Origin of the sequence: Dolichospermum lemmermannii CS-548, from assembly GCF_028330815.1 — a bacterium.
Classification (GTDB): Bacteria; Cyanobacteriota; Cyanobacteriia; order Cyanobacteriales; family Nostocaceae; genus Dolichospermum; species Dolichospermum lemmermannii.
On record NZ_JAQMTJ010000267.1, the window covers coordinates 1 to 19,700 of the forward strand.

Consider the following 19,700-nt stretch of genomic DNA (forward strand, 5'->3'; position numbering starts at 1 on the left):
AAGTAGAACGGCTTGAATAATTCAAAGTTTGTAGTGAGGAATTTATTCCTCATTTGAGGGCTGAAGCCCTTACTACGAAATCATCTCCAGATTTTTTACATTACTTAATCTACTTTGATTTATTTTCGTCTACTTACTTAAAACCTATATACATCAATGGTTCTGAACATATAAAAGGGATATTTAATCACAAGGGGAGCGGTAGAACCAACTCTTCCAAACTTGGCACATTTACCCAACTTCCTGTTTCATGAGATTCATGGGATAAATCCATTAACAATTGCGAATAAACCCCTTCTTTTAAAGAAGGGGTAATTTCTTGATGATTAGTAATTCCTTTTACCCATTCATCAACAACACGAAGAAAAGCACAAATTCGCCCATCATGATAATGTTGAGGAAAGAGAAATTGTTGGGGAATTGCTATTTCTGTTAAAGATTCTCCCGGTTGAGAACCCCAAACCCGAAAACCATGAATATAGTCTTTTTGATTCTTGCTACCTAAAACTAATGTTCCCTTATCACCATAAACTTCTATCCAATGAGTTCTAGCTGCATGAACAACCGCACTAATAGCAACTTGGCAAGGTGTACCATTTGCCAATTCTAGAGATAATAAACAAGTATCATCAGTATCAACTGCTTGTAATTCTCCAGTTACTGGATTAACTCTTTCCGAAATAGCAGTAATTAAATGAGCGTTTAATTTGTGAACTGGACCAAATAACCAATTAATATAATCAAAAGCATGAGAACCTAAAGAACCTAAAGCACCACCACCTTTTTCTTGAGTAGAATACCAATTCCAAGGACGAGAAGTATCAGCGCGAGAAGAACCCAACCAATCAATTTTAATTAATCGGATATTCCCCACATAATTTTCAGCAAGAAGTTGAGCAAAAAATTGCCATTCTGGAACAAACCGAAATTCAAAATCTACAGTGGCAATTACACCTTGATTTTTGGCTAATTGATATAATTCTTGAGATTCATTGACATTTAAAGTTATAGGTTTTTCTAACAAAAGATGTTTACCAGCTTGCAAAACCTGTTTAGCCATTTCATAGTGTAAAAATGGCGGTGTGGAAATGCTAACAGCTTCAACTGTCGGTAAAGCTAGAATTTCTGCTAAATTATCGCTTGCATAAGGGATATTATGAGTTTCTGCAATAGTTTTTGCTTTATTGATATCTCGATGATAAACAGCGACAATCTTAGTATTATGATGTGCTTGAAATGCGGGAACATGGACTTTTTGACCAAATCCCGTGCCAACAACTGCTACCCCAATCATGTTTAGTCTTTGCTAAGTTTACTTAAAAATAATTGTACCTTTGTGAAGATAGAAAATCAATTATTTAGTTTGATCAAATTTAATCACGAAAGCAATTGCAATACTCACCATCAAAATCAATACCATACTCAATGCTGAACCAAACCCCCAATTTTGACTAGCACCTAGAAACTGATTATAAACCAACCGCGCAGCAGTCATACTCGAAGCACCACCCAGTAATTCTGGGTCTATAAAATCCCCCAAACCAGTAATAAAAACTAGCAGCGAACCAGCAGCAATTCCTGGTAAAACTTGCGGTACAGTCACTTTCCAAAAGGTTTGCATGGGATTTGCACCCAAATCAGCAGCAGCTTCTAACAATTGTTTATCTAACTTTTCTAAGGAAGCATATAAAATTAATACCATGTAGGGTAACAGGCTGTAACTCATGCCAATTAATACCGCTAAGTTACTGTTCAAAATATTGATAGCGGGTAAACCAAAACTGGCTAATATACTATTTAATAATCCAGTGGGACGTAAAATTGTAATCCATGCGTAAGAACGCAATAAAGAAGAAGTCCATAAAGGTAAAACAAAAGCTAATACTAATAAAGTTTGCCACCGCTTAGGTGCTATCAAAGCAATCCAATAAGCAACGGGAAAACCTAAAATTAAAGTAATAATAGTAGTACCAAATGCCAAAAGAAGTGAGTTGAATATCACCTTTAAATAAATCGGTTCAAAAATGCGAATATAGTTACCTAAACCGCTAGGATTTACTAAATCTCCTGGTCGAATATCCGGGACTAAACTTAACTCAAAAATTATTAATGTTGGCAAAACTAGCAACATTAATAACCAAATACCAGATGGTGCTAGTAAGCCCAAAGGAGATAACCAATTTTTCCCAGCAGGTTGTAATTTCTCTATTTTGTTCAGGTCGCTAGAAGATTCCATTTGCAAATTAGTGATTGTATAGCGGTATGCACTTGAATGAGATATTAATATTTCCGGTAAAAGCCATAGGACAAAATATTTTCCTCCTTCTTTCTTTCTTTCTTCTTTCTTCTTTCTCCTGACTCCTGACTCCTGACTCCTGACTCCTGACTCCTTAAGTTAGTAATTGAGTCCAATAGCGTTCATAAATTTCTTCAAATTTTCCTAAAGGTGTCAGACGTTCACATTTTGCTAAAAGTAATTCAGGAGGAAATAAATTAGTATTCTCTTGAATTGCTTTTGGTAACTGTTCAAATCCTGCCCGATTAGGAGTAGAAATATATAATCTTTCAGAAATTTTTGCTGCTACTTCTGGTTGCAAAATTAAATTAATCCAGGCATAAGCACCAGCTATATTAGGATTAGATTTGGGAATGACAATAGTATCAGTCCATAATGAAGAACCACTACGAGGAATTACAAATTTGAGTTTGGGATTTTCCTGGCAAATTTTGACGGCATCAGCAGAATAACACATAGCGACCGCTAAATCTCCCGCCAGAATCTTATTTTGCCAAGCGTCTGTATCAAAAGCCGCAATAGCAGGTTTTAATATCTGCAACTTCTGATATGCTTGTTTAACCTCACTTTCATTTTGGGAATTATAGGAATAACCTAACATCCGTAATGTTGCACCCATTACCTCTCGCACATCATTGAGTAAGGTAAAGCGTTTATTTAGTTGATCTTGATTTTGCCAAAGATACTCCCAATCTTCAGGGGCATTTGTGAGTTTTTCTGAATTATATAATAAACCCGTTGTTCCCCAATTAAAAGGAAGACTGTAACGGTTATTAGGGTCATAAGTAGGATTATTAAACTGGGGAAATAAATTATCTAAGCCAATTAAACGGCTATGATCTATTTCTATTAATAACCCTTTTTCCGCCATCTTTTGTACCATATAGTCAGAAGGGTAAATGATGCTATAAGTACCACCACCTCCAGCTTGCAACTTAGCCAACATCACATCATTGGATTCATATACATCTGCTATTACTTTCACACCTGTTTGGGTCGTGAAGGTAGTTATTAATTCTTTATCTGTATATTGAGTCCAGGTATAAATATATAGTTTGTCACTTTGATTAGAGCTAATATAGTTTGACCCCACATTAGCTAGTCGCCAACCACAACTACCTAAAGATAAGGTAGAAAATGCCGCCATCTTTTTGAGAAAATTCCGTCTGTTAGTCATCTAATTTACATCTTGACTAATAGCTAAACAGTCAAATTTTTCCCACCAAGCATAAATGGGTGTATTTCTATCTGGTAAGCTACCATAAGTATTGGGTTGTAAAACATTGAGGTTAATACCGTTGATTAATTCCACAACATAATTAACATGAGTTCCTAAATACATGACATTAATTAGCCGTCCCTCGAAACAATTTGTGGGTATATTAGGTTGATAAAGGGAAAGTTGAATTTTTTCAGGACGCACACTAACAACAACACTTTGAGCTATTTTTAGAGGAGTTTGTTCATTACGACCAACAATCATGGTTAATCCGGTTTTAGTAGAAATTTTCACAGATTCTGCATCTACTTCCACAATTTCACCACTAAATAGATTAGTATCACCAATAAAGTCAGCCACAAAAGGTGTTTGGGGACTTTCGTAAATTTGGCTAGGAGTACCAATTTGTTCTATTTTGCCTTGATTCATCACCGCAATGCGATCAGATAAGCATAGTGCTTCTTCCTGATCATGTGTCACCATCACAAAAGTTAACCCTAAATCCTTGTGAAGATTGGATAATTCAACTTGCATCTCCTTGCGAAGTTTTAAGTCTAATGCTCCCAAAGGTTCATCGAGGAGAATGACTGCGGGACGATTAACCAAAGCCCTGGCTAAGGCTACCCGCTGTTGCTGACCACCGGAGAGTTGACTGGGAACACGCGATCGCAAACTTTCCATTTTTACTAGTTTCAAAGCATCTGTAACGCGACTAGCAATTTCCGATTTGGATATTTTTTTTAATCGCAATCCAAAAGCAATGTTTTCCCACACATTCAAGTGATTAAATAAAGCATAACTTTGAAATACAGTATTCACAGGTCGCAGATAAGGAGGAACATCAGTCATTAACTGACCTTGAATGAGTAACTTCCCAGCATCCACCCTTTCAAATCCAGCAATTAAGCGGAGTGTCGTTGTTTTTCCACAACCAGATGGACCTAAAATACTAAAGAACTCTCCCTGTCTAACATCCAAATCCACTCCGTGGACTGCGGGTTCTTGGTTGAAAAACTTAAATACATTACGCAATTCAACATCAAGTGGCTGTAATGTTTTTGAACCTCTTTGATTCTGTATCGCAGTTTGAGCCATAATCTTGTCAGTTGTCAGTAGGGGCGAAGCATTTGGAAGATAAATTATCGGTCATTGCCAAAAATAGTTCTCCAAATGCTTCGCCCGTACAGCCGAAGCATTTGGAAGATAAATTATCGGTCATTGCCAAAAATAGTTCTCCAAATGCTTCGCCCGTAGAGTTGTTCGTTGTCAGTTGTCCCTAGTCCCTAGTCCCCACTCCCCAATTCCTATGGCTATCTTATCATCATTATTTAGTATAAAAAAAAATACACGCACAGTTGGACGTGGTGTCCAATCCACATTTGTAATTTTATTCACATTATTAATGTTATCTGGTATCGGCGCTAGATTAATATATTTACAAATTATCGAAGGAAAAAACCACCGCATCCGCGCAGAATCTAATCGGATTCGGATTATTTCCAAACAACCAGAAAGAGGTAATATTTTTGACCGAAATGGTAAATTATTAGCCAGCACTCGTTATCCCCGGTCTGTGTACTTATGGCCAATGGCACATACCAAACCCTCCTGGCCGGTAGTTGGTCCACGTCTAGCCAAAATTCTTGACACCCCCCAAGAAGAGATCGAGAAAACACTTGAACAATCTGCTGTTAATCCTTCTTCACTAATTCGCATTGCTCGCAATTTAAATGAAGCACAGGTAACAGCCTTAAAAGAGTATGAAAATGAACTACCAGGAGTAGAAATAAATACGGAAGCTGTGCGTTATTATCCTCATGGTCAAGAGTTGGCTCATATACTTGGCTACACCCGTGAAGTTACCGCTAAACAGTTGGAAAAAAAGAAGGCTGAAGGCTACAGATTAGGAGATGTCATGGGTCAAATGGGAGTAGAAAAAGCGTATGAAAAATTGTTAAGAGGTGAATGGGGAGGGCAGCAAATAGAAGTAGATGGTAGCGGTAGACCTCTACGAATATTGGGAAGCAAACAAGCGAAAGCTGGTAATGATCTGCACTTGACCATAGATTTAGATATACAAATGGCAGCAGAAAAAGCTTTAGGTAAACGCAATGGCGCAATAGTCGCCATTGACCCTAAAAATGGGGCTATCTTAGCCATGGTATCTCATCCCACCTTTGACCCCAATATCTTTTCTAAACAAAAACTTTCTCAAAAAGATTGGGAAACCGTCCAAGGTTCTGAACATCCCTTAGTTAATCGGGCTATTAGTGTCTTTCCTCCAGCCAGTACCTTTAAAATCGTCACCACAACCGCTGGACTAGAATCAGGTAAATTTTCTCCCGATACGGTATTACAAACCTACGGTTCTTTAACTATTGGTGGAACTACCTTTGGTGAATGGAATCATGCTGGTTTTGGACCATTGGGTTTTGTGGGCGCATTACAGTGGAGTAGCGATACCTTCTTTTATCAAATTGGTAAGCGAGTCGGTGGACCAACATTGATCGAATGGACTCGTAAATATGGATTTGGTCAAAAAACCGGCTTTGAATTTACTACAGAAGAGTCCAAGGGTTTAGTTCCCGATGAAAATTGGAAACAGAAAACATGGAAGATACCTTGGAGTGTCGGTGACACTGTGAATATGTCCATTGGCCAAGGTGCTTTACAAGCTACACCTTTACAAGTCGCAGTCATGTTTGCTGTTCCGGCTAATGGTGGTTATCGCGTCCAACCCCATGTGTTGAAAGATAATGAAGAAGCTAAAAGCTGGAGAGAATCATTAAATCTCAAGCCCACAACTGTCAAAATTTTGCGTGAAGGATTACGAAAGGTGGTTAGTGAAGGTACAGGTAAGGTCTTAAATGTCCCCTCTCTTCCCCCGGTAGCCGGTAAGAGTGGGACGGCTGAAGCTTGGAGGAAAGGAGTTAAAGAAAATCACGCTTGGTTTGGGGCTTATGCACCTGCGGATAAGCCAGAAATTTTAGTGGTGGCCTTTGCAGAACATTCCGGTGGTGGTGGTGGTAGTGTTGCAGCACCCATGATTTTAGAAATAATGGAAAAACATTTTGCTCGAAAATAGGTGATTGTTAAAAACACAAAAAAATACCCTGAAATTATCTCCAGGGTACATATACGTTTTTCAGGCATTAATAAATTTAAGACTACTCAACCTCAAGAAATATTGCTACTACCTAAAGTAGAGTTAATTGAGATATTTTTGCTTTTGGAGACTTCCAATTAAAAAAATATCCCAAAATTTCTTGTGGTGCGGGCATCTTGCCCGCTAATAATACAAGGACGGGCAAGATGCCCATCCCACAAGATTGGATCATCTTTTTTGTGGAGTTCTCTTGGTGAATAAGAACTAGTAGTTTGTCAAGATAAAAATGATGGACTGTAGTGTGAGCGAGACGCTCACGCGGGCAAGATGCCCGCACTACCAAAAACCCGTCAAAATAAATTTGACAGACTAAGTAGGTGAACGGAAAAAAACCGTAGACGCGGAGCGGCTTCTCGAAGAGTAATATGTAACGAAAAGTAAAGTTGCTCAAAACCTCTTATCTGTTTCCCGTTCCCCGTTCCCTGTTCCCTCTGAATTTGATTTTGCTTCCAAATTTTCCAGCCGGCTTTTCAATTCCTGATTTTGCTGTTTAATTTGATCAAGTTCCTCACGTAATTGCTTCAGGGTTTTGTCTGTGCCAATATTCTTTTGCACTTTACTCACTTCCTCTTCAGCATAGCGACGAACACGGCCATCTGCGGTTTGATTGGCTAAAGATTGCAAAATACCAATGGCTTTGGGAGTTTCCATTTGTCCCAAGGCTGTTAAAACCGCTACCTGAGTTAAAAAGAAAGTCTCTCTAGCAATTTCCGCTAATCGGTCTAAAATTCGTTCGATATTAGCGGGAGTTTGACCAGTGGAAATTTTGCCAACAGCGCGAATTGCACCGAGACGTAATGGTTGCGGTATCCCAGCTTTCGTGTATTCCAGTAATAAACTTAAAGCTGCTTCTGAGGATTTGAATTCAGCTAAACCAGCCACAGCCCCACTGCGGACAACTTCATTCCAACCAGCCCGTTCTTCTAAAACAGATTTGAGTAACTTGATTACCTTGTCTTCATGGGGTTTATCTTCCAAATGTGCCGCTGCTATAGCCGCAATAGTCCGACAAGCCGCAGCTTCTACATAGTAGCTGGCATCCCCATGTTGGACAACACTCTTTACAGCTTTATAGTTATTATGAGTTTTAATTCGCGCTAAAGAACTAATCACAGCCCGCCGCACAAAGGGACTAGGATCATCTAATCCAGCTACTAAACCATCAAAAGCTTGATCTAATTGAATTTCTGCCAATTCCTTAGCAACTTCGACCCGCACACCCCAAAAAGGCTCATTTTTCAAAGCTGAGGATAGGGCTAAAGTCGCTTCTAATCCGCCTTTTTTCGCTAAAGCTTCCGCAGCATAAATGCGAGAAATGGGATGAGGATCAAATTCTAATTGGGCTTTTAATTCGGAAATTGGAAATTCTAACTTGACTGTTTTTAAGTAATTATTGCCCACATCAAAGCTAATAAAATCAGGCTTTTGTGTTAGTGGAAAGTAAAAACTTTGTTCTTTTTCATGTACCCGAACTGTAAAAGTCGTGAGTTGGGAATTTTCTTTATATCCAAAACCAATGGGAATCCTGAGATTAAATAAATCCTTACTATCGGCTTTGGCTTGGGTTTGGGTGACTGTCACCTTCGCTAAATTTGCGTCACCATCCCAGGCATAAGCTACTTTAAAATCAGGATGACCACCACGATAGACATATTGATCAAACAGGAAAGCCAAATTTCGTCCTGTGGCTTTTTCAATTGCTCTTAATAAGTCTATGGTTTCGACAGTGTTGTGGGCGTTGTCTTGAACAAATGTTTGGACTGCTTGCCAAAATAATTCATCGCCCAATTCTGCCCGAATCATGTGATAAACACAAGATCCTTTTTCATAAATGTGGCGGTCATAAAGTTCAATTGCTTCCCGGTAAACATGAGTTACCATGGGTCTGCGGTAGCGACTGCTATCTTCACTTAAATAACTACACGCTTCCTTTAACCGATAATATGCGGCTTCTTGGTCGCCATATTCCCGTTGGGTCCACATTACCTCTGAATAGGAAGCCATGCCTTCCTTAATCCAAGCATGGGACCAATGTTTAATTACCACCAAATCCCCAAACCATTGGTGTGCAAGTTCGTGGACAACTAAACTTTCGGTATTACGATTATCTAATATTGCTCGTTCGTCTAGTAAACATCGGTCACTTAATAGAGTTGTGGAAGTATTTTCCATGCCTCCAAAAATAAAGTCATCTACGCAAACTTGAGCATATTTGGGGAAAGCGTAAGGATAACCATACTTTTCACTGAGAAATTCAATCATTTGGGGAGTTTTGCCCATGCTGCGTTGAGCATCTGCTTCTCGTCCCTTTTCGACGTAGTAGGTAACAGCTTTACCATGCCACTCGTCCCGAATTTCCGCAAAATCACCAACGGCTAAGGTCATCAAGTAGGTAGGATGAACTTGTTGTTGTGACCAATGGTAGGTTTTGTATTTTGCCTCCTCTACGGTGTCAATTAGTTCACCGTTGGAGATAGCTACTAAGGGATTGGGAACACGAACGCGAATTTCTGAAGTTGATAATTGTCCAGGGTAGTCGAAACAGGGAAACCAGTAGCGAGAATCTTCGTCTTCTCCTTGTGTCCAGACTTGGGTCGGTTTGTGGGGGTAGTGTTTGTTTGGTTGAATAAAGTAAATGCCCCGTTGGGGTTTTTCGGCGGCGTAGGCGATCGCAATTAACAAGCGATGACCAATTTCAGTGGGTTGTGACAGGTAAATACCAAGTTTTTCGCCATCATATTCAAATTTTTGCTCAACTGCGTTTACTTGTACAGCGGTGATCTTCAGATTTACCGCATCCAAAGTCAATCTATCAATCCCATTCCGCACTGGTAATAGGCGAATACTACAAGTTCCGTAGCAACTTTGGTTAGGGATATCCAAACTCAGATCCAGAAAAATATGTTCTACCTGTCCAGGTCGGTCAGGGTTATAGTGTGGTTTTGCCCCTGGTAATTCAAAACGTTTGTGTCCGGTTTTTTCGGTATCAAAATAAAACTGCAACATTTATTATTTCTAGCCTTCTAATTCTAAAAGATTTAATGGGATGTAAATCATACAAGTAAAGAAGTGTAGCGTAGTATGACATTTTTTGATCAGCAAATTCTTCGCTACCTTGATTCAAGAGAATCTTGATCCGTGATCATTTGTTATTGAGTACAAATACTACTAATTTTCCATATAGATTAGTTTTAGAATAACTTGGAGATGAGAAATTGACTATTGTTTTCACAGGAATAAGATATCATTTGCGGATTCAGCCTTGACCATAATGGAGTATTATTTAGACCCAATTACAACTTTTTGGTGAGCATAAACCGTTAATTATATCAGTAATTACCGTAAAATTAGCGGAAATTAGGGATGAAAAAAGGATTTAAACATCAAAATCTCTGGGAATTATGTTTTTTCACCACTTGATTGTAAACTGTCTCTAACCGCCAGGTATTTTCAACCCTTTTATACTCAATATGCGATATTTACTGATGTCAACTAAGTTAACAAAATCCCCAAAATATACTTGTTTTTCATGGGTTCTCCATTAGATAAAATCCTCTGTCTACCAATGATCATTGCGTAGATTCTGCAATAAAATTTACAACAACAAGGAGCATTTACCAATGTCTGAAAAGAAATCATCATTTTTAATCCCTGTAATCGGTACTGCTGTAATTATAGCAGGAGGCATAGCAGCTTATATGTATCTAAAGGGTGGTGGTGATAGTTCTAGTCCTTTAGGTAGTGCTAAATTAGTACCTGCAACTGCTCTAATGGCAACTTATATTGACACTAATCCTGAATCCTGGCATAAGTTACAGCAGTTTGGTACACCGGAAGCGCAGAAATTACTGACAAAAGAATTCCAGAGTTTCAACCAACAAATGTTGAATGATCATAAAATTTCTTACGAAGCAGATATCAAACCTTGGGTTGGTGGGGTGATGATTGCGGTACTACCACCAGATGCAAAAAAAGTATCCGAGAATAACTTTCCTACCCCCGAAGCCCCAAATTATTTGTTAGTGGTAGGGATTAAAGATAAAATAGCTGCTTTGAAATTTGCCAATAAGTTGAAAGACCAAAAAAACGTCAAAATTCAGGAATCGGACTACAAAGGTCAAAAAATTATCGAATCTACTCGTCAAGGTCAACCGACTTATGTAACAGTTTTGAATAATGACCATTTGCTGTTTACATCCAATAAACAAACTGTAGAAAAAGCGATTGATACCTATAAAGGCGAACCTTCTTTTGCAAGTAAAGAAGGGGCAAATGATATTCTTAGCAAAGGTGTGGATGTTAAAAACAGTTTAGCGCAAATTTATGTTCCTGATTATGCCAATATGGTACAACAATTAACTGCTTTCAATCCTCAATCTAAACAATTACCTCCACAAACCCTCGCGCAAATTAAGCAAGTCAAATCACTGACAGCAGTTGTGGGCATAGATGATGGCGGATTAAGATTAAAAGCAATTGTGAATTTAGATCCCCAACTGAATAAATTTGAATATCAAACTACTCCCGCCAAAATTGTGGGACAATTCCCCAGTGAAACTTTGGCTTTAGCTAGTGGACAAGGTATTAGTAAAAGTTGGCAAACTTTTGTGGAACAATCTAAAGATTATCCGGAATTAAATCAAGGACTGCAACAAGCGCGGACTCAATTAAAAGTCCTGCAAATTGATTTAGATAAAGATATTTTTGGCTGGATGAATGGTGAGTTTGGTTTAGGTGCAATTCAATCTAATCAAGGTTTATTAGCTAATGTGGGTTTTGGAGGTGCGCTAGTATTAGATACGAGCGATCGCAAAACTGCTGAAGCCACTTTCACTAAACTCGATAATTTTGCCAAACAGCAACGGCTGAATGTCGCTCAAAGAACCATTGGCGGTAAAAATGTCACAGAATGGCAAATCCCCCAACAAGGCGCTCTAGTGGCACATGGTTGGCTCAATGATAATACAGCATTTCTGGCTATTGGTGGACCCGTTGCGGAAACACTAGCAGATCGCAAAGGTGCAGCACTTGATCAAAGTGATACTTTTAAAACTGTTACAGGTTCTTTACAAAAACCCAATGGTGGTTATTTCTATTTAGATATGGAAAAAACCAAAACCATAATTGAGCGTTTATCCGCTCAAAGTCAACCTTTACCTGCGGACGCTACTGCTATTCTCGATTCTCTTCGTGGTATTGGTGTGACTGTTAATAGTCCTAGTAAATCTCTGACTCAAATGGAGATGCTGTTATCTCTTAAATCTGGTAAAGGGAAATAATATTCTTTTTTGAATTTTTTTCACGCAGAGACGCACAAGGCACAGAGAGTAGTTTGTAGGGTGCGTCAGACCCGATAATTTTGTAAAAAACAGATATCTTCTCTCTGACGCACCTTATTCACTGGAATCAGATTTCTAGTCAAAATAGACTTTACGATTCCTTAGACATAATTCTCACAAATACATATAATATATGTATGCAAGTTGAATGGAATCCTGAAAAAGCTAAAAGCAATTTACAAAAACACGGAGTCAGTTTTTCTGATGCTGAGGCCGTCTTGTTCGATCCTTATGCACTTTCTTTTGAAGATCAATCAGCACAAGGTGAACAACGATTTATTATTATGGGGATGGATCACCTTTGGCGGTTGCTAGTAGTAGTCTATACCTATCGAGGTGATAACATTCGCTTAATTTCTGCCCGTCCTGCTACTCCTAAGGAGAGACGTGAATATGAAACCGGAATATGATTTTGATCAAGCTAAACGGGGTGCGATTATCCCACAACAAGGTAAAACTCGTATTACCATCTATATTGATGATGATATTTTGGAAGCGTTTAGACAAAAAGGAGACGCTGAAGGGAAAGGTTATCAAACAATGATGAACCAAGCGTTACGAGAATATCTTGATCAAGCCAAACCCCCCTTAGATGAAGATACACTACGCCGAGTCTTTCAAGAAGAACTGCGGGCTGTAACTGTTGTTAGTTAAGTTTATTATTAATTGAACGCGGATAAATGCAGATAAACGCAGATAAACGCAGATTTTTATGATTCTGTACAGTTTCATATAAAATTGTGATTATTCCATGACGGCTAATACAGATTTTGGTAAGAGTTTTTCTTTAAACCAAATTATTCTTGCGGGAACGTTATCTAGTTTGACTCCGGCTTTTTCTAGGTTCAATCTTTCGGAAATTGCTAAGATCAAATTATCACAATTTGCCTTTCTTACTTGAGCAAATTTCTTTTGTAAATATTCTGGTCGCCAATAACCGACAATTTCTAAGATAAACACCCGTCCGTCTGGATGAACTAGCCGAAAATCGGGAATCATTACACTACCAGGAATGGGAATTAAATCTACTTCTCGTTCTAAGATCCAACCACTTTTTAAGCCATCCCATTTACTCGCAAAGGATTCTTCTAACATACTATCATAGGGTTTACCTGGGGGATAATGGGATACTAATCCACATTCTGAATTGAGGGTGAATCGTCCAGTTTTCCATTCGTTTGTATAAGAATCACGGGTTTTTAAGGTTGCTGATAAACTCCATTTGGTGACATGAAGTAAAGCCGGAATTAGTTTGGCTATGGCTAAACCGTAGCGGGTACTGGGAGTAAATAAACTGGTAGGACCATCTACACTAATTGTAAAACCATGATCAGCATCACCTTCAATATAAGCCATTAGTTGAAATAGTTTTAAATAACGAAATAAGAGTTTATATTCTCCGGGAACATTGCGATGTGCATTTAATACTAATTGACTAGCTTTATAAAAAACTCCTTGGACTTGAGATAAATTATAACGATGTAAAACTTCTTCTGGTTTAGGTGCATCAAAAGCAGTTAAAATTTTATTTTCTGATAAATCAGCATAAATTCCATTTTTTATTTGAGCAGGTAAAACTTCTTGGTTGAGTTCTTGACTTAAATCATCAGCAATTTTATTTAAAGTAATATCAGTTGATTCTCGACTAGCAACGGATTTTGCTGCTAATGCAAATACTTTTGCTCTTAACATGGGAGGTTCGAGGGGACTAACTACTTCAAATGTACAAAAACCACTTTTGAGAATATAAGCTAAACCCCGTTTCATGCGGTAATCTGTGGTATCTCCTTCAAAGTCTGCTAATTGACGTTCTAATAATCCTTGAGTTTTTCCGACTGCTTCCTGAAAAAAGCTAATTAATTCAGTTGCTAGATTCAAATGTTTTTGATCAAGTTTCAGTCTTTTTGGGATAATTTCTTCGCCGTTTTGGCGGTGTATCAGTAGGTCTGTTGGTAACATCTTTCTTTTCGGTTGAATAATTAATTTCTAACTGTTCTGCTGCTTTTAAATCGCTTTTCTTTTCACTACTATAAACAACTTGTAAATTTGCTCTTTGCGGTTTTTCTTCCTGACTATTATTTTCTCCTCTGCGTCTGGCTGAAGTTCCTTCTTCGCTGGTATCTTCGGCTATGACTTCATATAAAATTGCCTGTTTATTTTCTATATTACCTTTGCGTAAAATCCTCCCTAAACGTTGAATATATTCCCTGCTTGAACCTGTTCCTGATAAAATAATGGCAATACTAGCTGCGGGGACATCTACACCTTCATTTAAGACATTGGAAGCAACTAAAGTATTATATTCACCTGATTTAAATTTAGTTAGGATTTCATGTCTTTCTTTAACTGGTGTTTGATGAGTAATTGCGGGAATTAATAAGTCTTGAGAAATGCGGTAAACTGTGGCATTGTCAGCGGTAAAAATTAAAATTCTTTCGGGATAATGGGTGGCTAATAAGTCTACAAGTACCCGAATTTTACCATCTGTTCCTAAAGCGATTTCTTTGGCTTGACGATGTGATAACATTGCCCTACGTCCAGGTTGAGAACGCGCACTCATTTGCACAAACATTTGCCAACCTTGGAGACTTCCTAAAGATATTTTTGATTGCTTTAAAAAATCATTGCGAGTTTGAATTAACTGATTATATTTTTCCCGTTCTAATTGGGATAATTTAACCTTAATTTGCACAATTTCATGAGCAGCTAAAGCTTTTCCTGCTAAATCTTCAGCACATTTGCGATAAACTTCTTTACCAATGAGGATATCTAAATCAACGTGTTTACCATCTGTGCGTTCTGGGGTTGCGGAAAGTCCTAACCGATAGGGAGCGATCGCATATTCTGCAATAACTCTGTTAAAATCTGTAGGTAAATGGTGACATTCATCAAAAATTATCAAGGCATATTTATTACCCAAACTTTCTGCGTGAATAGCCGCACTATCATAGGTAGCAACTAAAATTGCGGTTCTATCCCGCGAACCACCCCCCAGTAAACCTACTTCCCCGTCAGGAAAAGCCGCTACTAAGTGAGCATACCACTGGTGCATTAAATCCAAGGTGGGGACGACAATTAATGTCGTGCGCGGTGTGGCTTGCATCGCCATTTGGGCTAAATAGGTCTTACCCGCTGCTGTCGGTAGCACAACTACCCCCTGTCGTCCTGCGAGTTTCCAAGCCGCTAACGCCTCATTTTGGTGAGGATAGGGAGTCATTTCTAAACTGGCAACCAACTCTAAGGGATAAAAAGCCTTAGCTTGATCAATAAAATCTGTGGCTTCTGCTTGGAGTGCTTCAACTAAGGAACGGTATCTAATTGCCGGAATACGGAATTTTTCAATTCTATCATCCCAAATTGCATAATCTATCCAAGTTTTACTGCGTGGTGGTGGGTGTAAAATTAACGTACCACGATCAAAAGTTAAAGTCGGGTGACGAGCCATTTATTTTCTCTCAATCCAGTTACACTGATGTAACTACTCATAACGCAAAATGGGGATTGAGAGACTGCACAGAATAATAATCATCCATATTTATCTGCGTTTATCTGCGTTTATCTGCGGTCAATTATTCTTGATGTTGTATTCTATGCAGCTTCATATTAATTTGGTTTTAGATGTTCTTAATGCCAGGCGCGATCATACTGCTTGGGGACTGATACAAGTTGGCGTAGTTGCTTTGCAGCCCGCCTTGCCCAGTAAGGATCACGTAACATTTCTCGACCGATTAACACCATGTCTGCTTGTCCAGTGCGAAGGATCTGATCGGCTTGTGCCGGTTCTGTAATCATGCCCACTGCTCCGGTAGCGATTTTAGCTTCGCGGCGAAGGCGATCGCTAAAGGCCGTTTGATAACCAGCACCAACGACAAATTTCTCTCCAGGTACAATTCCCCCTGATGAGCAATCTATTAAATCAACGCCCAGGGATTTTAAAATATGACAGAGGGCAATACTTTGCTCAATATCCCAACCATCACTAATCCAATCAATGGCAGAAATCCGCACCCACAGCGGCATCTGATCTGGTAAAATGTTTCGCACGGCTTGAACTACTTCACATAAAAACCGAATCCGATTTTCAAAACTGCCACCGTATTCATCTGTCCGCTGATTGCTCAGTGGAGACATAAATTCATGCAACAAGTAACCATGAGCCGCGTGAATTTCAATTAAGTTAAATCCGGCTGCTAGGGAACGTTGAGCCGCATTTACAAATGATGCAATCAGTTCTTTAATATCTTCAATACTCAATGCTTTAGGAGCAGGACTTTCTAATTTAAAGGGAATAGGACTGGGAGCAATTGGAGTCCATCCTCCTTCAGATTCAGAAAGCTCTCCACCTCCATCCCAAGGTGCTGTGGTACTAGCTTTTCGACCGGCATGAGCAAGCTGAATCCCAGCTACAGCCCCATGATGATGTAGTGACTCGACAATTTTCGCCAGCATTTCAATGTGGGCATCTTGCCAAATTCCCAAATCTTGCGGTGTAATTCGTCCTTGTGGCTCAATTGCCGCTGCTTCCGTCATAATCAGCCCTGCACCGCCCACAGCACGACTGACAAGGTGAACGAGATGCCAGTCATTTGCAAAGCCATTTTCGCTGGAATACTGGCACATGGGTGACACCGCAATGCGATTGGGAAAGTTAACACTGCGTTGATTTAATGGCTCAAATAAATGCGGCATAATTGAATATCCTGCGGATACCTGTAAAAGATTATTATAGAGAAATTTGCCTATGATTTGTGGGGTGATACGGTGAATACAGCTAGTAGAATGGAATCCCACGGTATTCCAGATAATATCCAGATTTGTGAAGCTACATATGAGTTGTTGAAAGATAAATATTTGCTGGAAGAACGGGGTTTAATTAAAATTAAAGGCAAAGGGGAAATGATGACTTATTTATTACATGACAAGAAGATATAATCCAGCAGGAGTCAGAAGTAAAATTGATTTGGTTTTAGATCAATATCCTCCTCATAATGATCATTACAGCAAATGTTCCCATCAGAACTCCTAGCAAAATGATAAAACACCTTTGAGCTATATTATCCACTTGAGTTGTAGGAACATAAACAACCTTAGCTCCGATAACTGTATTAAATTCCCAATCAAATCCTTGATTACCAAGATATTTGCCCTGTTTATAGAGAAGCTGTAGTGATTGAGGTGCTTTCTCTAGAGTTGAATGACAACTCAAACAATTCTTATCAGTAATTTTTATGGGACGAGATGTATAGAAATATTTCTTACCATTTATCTTTGCATATCCTTGATTGATGTTTGAACCTGCTAGTTGACTTTGATTACCTAAATCTTGTTGTTTCAATGTCTCAATAATTTTGAATTCCTCAAGCGTCGCCTTATCATTAGGATTAGTCGGATTAATCATCGCATCTTTATAACGGTAATCTCCATAATCATCTTTATAGGCATTGGTAAATATATCAAACACTTGATTTACAGCGAAGGTGGGAATGCTTTCCCGCAAAAATGTTTGTTCTGATTGTGTTTTTAATAAAGGTGTAATTTTATCATTATTATACTTGCGAACTGAATCCATTGTTGAAATCAGCATATTTGCTTGATACCGTAATTGATATTCCGCAGCAGTTGAACAAATATGATAATAAATAAGACTAGCAACAATAATTATTCCCCCAATAAAAATGACTTTTATAGTTTGATTGGTATTCCTAATTTCAGATTGTGTAGGCTGGATTCGCGTTGCAAAATGTTCCAGTAACATCCTATGAATAAAGATGTAACTACCCCCCACCTTTTGCAGAAAAATACGCTCACTGGCATAATCGAGGAAGCGAGCCAAATTACTAGGGATAAAACCGTTAATCCAGAGAATAAGTCGTAAGTTTAAGTGTTGAATACAGGATATTCCACCGCCAAAAAGTAGCCCTAAAATTAGTCCCCAACTTATTATAGAAGTTTTTGATTGTACCCCTTGAGGAAACCACTTATAAATAATTGGGAACAAAATCAACCAGCTAACTAATGTAATAATCCCTGCATTAAAAGCAGATATCCAAATTCCCTGATTGGGAACAGTTTTTGTCTCTATTTCTGCGCCTCTCAACCCACGAATCAATCCTATAAGTAGCGCAAAGATTAATCCTAAAATTATTCCAAATACTATTATTTTCTCGTAACCTTTTGGCTCTTTCCAAGTTAGACCACACCACACCACCCCAATCGGGGACAAAATTAGACTCCACTTTAGTCCAGAGATTAAGCCATCAAGTAGCTCTTTTCCTGTTTTTTTCCAAGGCCATGTCAAAGTTTCAAAAGTTTCTATTTCTGCTTTACCCCTGCCGAAATTCCACCATAAAATTAGACCCCAGATTGCTGCATCCATCGTTACTACGTTGTAACGGGTAATCATGTTGTTATGTGAATCTAAAGTCTCACTTGAAAACAAGATCAATCCAATAATCAGTATCCCAATTAGGATAGTTCCAATGCGATAAAGTCTTCTTTCCAGAGGAGACTGCAACCAATTAGGCTGTATTTTCTCAATTAAAAAGGTAGATTGAGATGTTTGAGACATCCCTTGCGCCAGCCAATTTAGCCAGTGTATTGCCTGATCTTTTGGGTATTGCTGATTAACTCCCCTGCGTTTGAACATTCGCTCAATATAAGCATTGAATAGGTGTTCGCGGCGTGCTTCTACCGAACCCGTTTGAGATAGTTCTGCCACATTTTTACCTTGATAAGCCAGAGTCATAATACTAAGCGTTAAAGGAGACTTGGCTAACTCTTGCAGTGCGGTATCTTCCTCAAGCAAAGCCTTGACTGCTTCTAGTTGTTCACCAGCAGTGTCTAAATATTGATTAACCTGCTGAATAGTTAATGAGCGGATGCAAATTGCACCTCGTAATTGCAGACGATTAGAAAGAGCTTCATAATCGGCAATTCGACTACAAACCACCATTTCAGTTTGTCCGTAATTTTGCATAAATTGGTTGATAGCTTCGACACAAGCTTCTCGCAGATCAACTTTTACCTCGTCTAAACCATCCAGCAACAGTAGCAGTTTTTGATTTTTAACCCAGTCTTTACCTACTTCTTTAGGAACTTGGTATTTTTGCCAAAGTTCTTGTACCAGCCACTCGACAATGGTTTGCCGTTTACTCCCCCAAGAAGATAAATTAAACACCACTGGAATCAGCCGACTCAAATTTGCTTCAGCACGAGCAATCAAATTCTGTGCTAGTTTCAGGAGGGTTATGGTTTTCCCAGCCCCTGGTTCTCCTAAAATTAACAGAGTTCTTCCCTCTCCTATTTGATTGAAAACTTCAGTTGCACCTGTTCCTTTAGGTAAAATTTGTCTAGACTCTTCTGGTAATTCTTCAAAGCCACTAAATGGACGCTCTACTGCATCTAATCGCTTTTCTAGACCAAGTTCAATCATGGCTTGGGTATGCAATGACTTTTCTAAAACCCCTTCAATCCAATATTCTTTGACTTTACTGAGTAAAACTTTCCTCTGTCCGTATTCTACTTGAGTTAAGGGCTGTTGTGTACCAGATATTTGCCCACTAAACAACTCAGATACTTGGGAAATAAAGTATTGAGAGACAATTCCATGATTTTCTTGGATAAACCCCTGAACGTTACCTCCAGAGATATTAACAAAATTATCGTCAGTCATTTTCTAAA

Annotated in this window: 14 protein-coding genes and 1 pseudogene; 6 read left to right on the forward strand and 9 right to left on the reverse strand. The window is 38.7% G+C overall.

Translation table 11 applies throughout. The features are described from left to right. Positions 1-187: 187 nt before the first annotated feature. The 4 genes from PN450_RS18165 to PN450_RS18180 form a co-directional block, all read right to left on the reverse strand. Complete coding sequence (locus tag PN450_RS18165; protein WP_271837128.1) at positions 188-1,294, reverse strand: Gfo/Idh/MocA family protein; 1,107 nt, start codon at positions 1,292-1,294, stop codon at positions 188-190. A 60-nt stretch (positions 1,295-1,354) separates the two neighbouring features. Beyond that, positions 1,355-2,236, reverse strand: coding sequence for an ABC transporter permease (locus PN450_RS18170; protein ID WP_271837129.1), 882 nt, complete (start codon positions 2,234-2,236; stop codon positions 1,355-1,357). Between the two features lie 154 nt (positions 2,237-2,390). Continuing rightward, on the reverse strand, positions 2,391-3,473 hold the full coding sequence (locus PN450_RS18175) for a polyamine ABC transporter substrate-binding protein (protein ID WP_271837130.1): 1,083 nt from the start codon (positions 3,471-3,473) through the stop codon (positions 2,391-2,393). Further along, positions 3,474-4,610: an ABC transporter ATP-binding protein gene (locus PN450_RS18180; RefSeq protein ID WP_271837131.1), complete on the reverse strand. Its 1,137-nt coding sequence runs from the start codon at positions 4,608-4,610 to the stop codon at positions 3,474-3,476. A gap of 11 nt (positions 4,611-4,621) precedes the next feature. Here PN450_RS18180 and PN450_RS18185 point away from each other — a divergent pair, with 11 nt between their 5' ends. Continuing rightward, entirely contained in the window at positions 4,622-4,795 is a 174-nt protein-coding gene (locus PN450_RS18185; RefSeq protein ID WP_213719380.1) for a hypothetical protein, read from the forward strand. 26 nt (positions 4,796-4,821) lie between these two features. Next, positions 4,822-6,600, forward strand: a complete 1,779-nt coding sequence (gene mrdA, locus PN450_RS18190) for a penicillin-binding protein 2 (protein ID WP_271837148.1) — start codon at positions 4,822-4,824, stop codon at positions 6,598-6,600. 468 nt (positions 6,601-7,068) lie between these two features. On the opposite strand, the gene PN450_RS18195 is transcribed toward mrdA, so the two are convergent. Next, positions 7,069-9,687: a M1 family metallopeptidase gene (locus tag PN450_RS18195; RefSeq protein WP_271837132.1), complete on the reverse strand. Its 2,619-nt coding sequence runs from the start codon at positions 9,685-9,687 to the stop codon at positions 7,069-7,071. A gap of 614 nt (positions 9,688-10,301) precedes the next feature. Here PN450_RS18195 and PN450_RS18200 point away from each other — a divergent pair. The 3 genes from PN450_RS18200 (at position 10,302) to PN450_RS18210 (ending at position 12,674) form a co-directional block, all read left to right on the forward strand. Further along, complete coding sequence (locus PN450_RS18200; protein WP_271837133.1) at positions 10,302-11,960, forward strand: DUF3352 domain-containing protein; 1,659 nt, start codon at positions 10,302-10,304, stop codon at positions 11,958-11,960. 197 nt (positions 11,961-12,157) lie between these two features. Next, positions 12,158-12,430: a BrnT family toxin gene (locus PN450_RS18205; RefSeq protein WP_168495787.1), complete on the forward strand. Its 273-nt coding sequence runs from the start codon at positions 12,158-12,160 to the stop codon at positions 12,428-12,430. Next, positions 12,414-12,674, forward strand: coding sequence for a BrnA antitoxin family protein (locus PN450_RS18210; RefSeq protein ID WP_148761391.1), 261 nt, complete (start codon positions 12,414-12,416; stop codon positions 12,672-12,674). The genes PN450_RS18205 and PN450_RS18210 overlap by 17 nt, the downstream gene beginning before the upstream one ends. 90 nt (positions 12,675-12,764) lie before the next feature. Here PN450_RS18210 and PN450_RS18215 read toward each other — a convergent pair whose 3' ends face one another. From PN450_RS18215 to PN450_RS18225, 3 genes are all read right to left on the reverse strand, one after another. Continuing rightward, the gene (locus tag PN450_RS18215; RefSeq protein WP_271837134.1) at positions 12,765-13,979 is read right to left on the reverse strand and encodes a DUF790 family protein; all 1,215 of its coding nucleotides are present in this window, start codon (positions 13,977-13,979) and stop codon (positions 12,765-12,767) included. After that, complete coding sequence (locus PN450_RS18220; protein WP_271837135.1) at positions 13,909-15,465, reverse strand: DEAD/DEAH box helicase; 1,557 nt, start codon at positions 15,463-15,465, stop codon at positions 13,909-13,911. Before PN450_RS18220 ends, PN450_RS18215 begins: the two co-directional genes overlap by 71 nt. Positions 15,466-15,644: 179 nt before the next feature. Next, positions 15,645-16,709: an NADH:flavin oxidoreductase/NADH oxidase gene (locus tag PN450_RS18225; protein ID WP_271837136.1), complete on the reverse strand. Its 1,065-nt coding sequence runs from the start codon at positions 16,707-16,709 to the stop codon at positions 15,645-15,647. A gap of 36 nt (positions 16,710-16,745) precedes the next feature. On the opposite strand from PN450_RS18225, the pseudogene PN450_RS18230 reads away from it, so the two are divergent. Then, positions 16,746-16,952: pseudogene (locus PN450_RS18230) on the forward strand (adenylate/guanylate cyclase domain-containing protein); the annotation flags it as partial. Between the two features lie 34 nt (positions 16,953-16,986). Here the strand turns inward: PN450_RS18230 and PN450_RS18235 are convergent. Beyond that, positions 16,987-19,692, reverse strand: coding sequence for a c-type heme family protein (locus PN450_RS18235; protein ID WP_148761383.1), 2,706 nt, complete (start codon positions 19,690-19,692; stop codon positions 16,987-16,989). Between the last annotated feature and the right edge of the window lie 8 nt (positions 19,693-19,700).

What these genes read in the sequence shown, in the direction of transcription:
- PN450_RS18180 (WP_271837131.1), bottom strand. Translation starts at nt 4,610, where the DNA reads ATGGCTCAAACTGCGATACAGAATCAAAGAGGTTCAAAAACATTACAG.
- PN450_RS18235 (WP_148761383.1), bottom strand. Translation starts at nt 19,692, where the DNA reads ATGACTGACGATAATTTTGTTAATATCTCTGGAGGTAACGTTCAGGGG.
- PN450_RS18215 (WP_271837134.1), bottom strand. Translation starts at nt 13,979, where the DNA reads ATGTTACCAACAGACCTACTGATACACCGCCAAAACGGCGAAGAAATT.
- PN450_RS18205 (WP_168495787.1), top strand. Translation starts at nt 12,158, where the DNA reads ATGCAAGTTGAATGGAATCCTGAAAAAGCTAAAAGCAATTTACAAAAA.
- mrdA (WP_271837148.1), top strand. Translation starts at nt 4,822, where the DNA reads ATGGCTATCTTATCATCATTATTTAGTATAAAAAAAAATACACGCACA.
- PN450_RS18200 (WP_271837133.1), top strand. Translation starts at nt 10,302, where the DNA reads ATGTCTGAAAAGAAATCATCATTTTTAATCCCTGTAATCGGTACTGCT.
- PN450_RS18165 (WP_271837128.1), bottom strand. Translation starts at nt 1,294, where the DNA reads ATGATTGGGGTAGCAGTTGTTGGCACGGGATTTGGTCAAAAAGTCCAT.
- PN450_RS18225 (WP_271837136.1), bottom strand. Translation starts at nt 16,709, where the DNA reads ATGCCGCATTTATTTGAGCCATTAAATCAACGCAGTGTTAACTTTCCC.
- PN450_RS18195 (WP_271837132.1), bottom strand. Translation starts at nt 9,687, where the DNA reads ATGTTGCAGTTTTATTTTGATACCGAAAAAACCGGACACAAACGTTTT.
- PN450_RS18210 (WP_148761391.1), top strand. Translation starts at nt 12,414, where the DNA reads ATGAAACCGGAATATGATTTTGATCAAGCTAAACGGGGTGCGATTATC.
- PN450_RS18220 (WP_271837135.1), bottom strand. Translation starts at nt 15,465, where the DNA reads ATGGCTCGTCACCCGACTTTAACTTTTGATCGTGGTACGTTAATTTTA.
- PN450_RS18170 (WP_271837129.1), bottom strand. Translation starts at nt 2,236, where the DNA reads ATGGAATCTTCTAGCGACCTGAACAAAATAGAGAAATTACAACCTGCT.
- PN450_RS18175 (WP_271837130.1), bottom strand. Translation starts at nt 3,473, where the DNA reads ATGACTAACAGACGGAATTTTCTCAAAAAGATGGCGGCATTTTCTACC.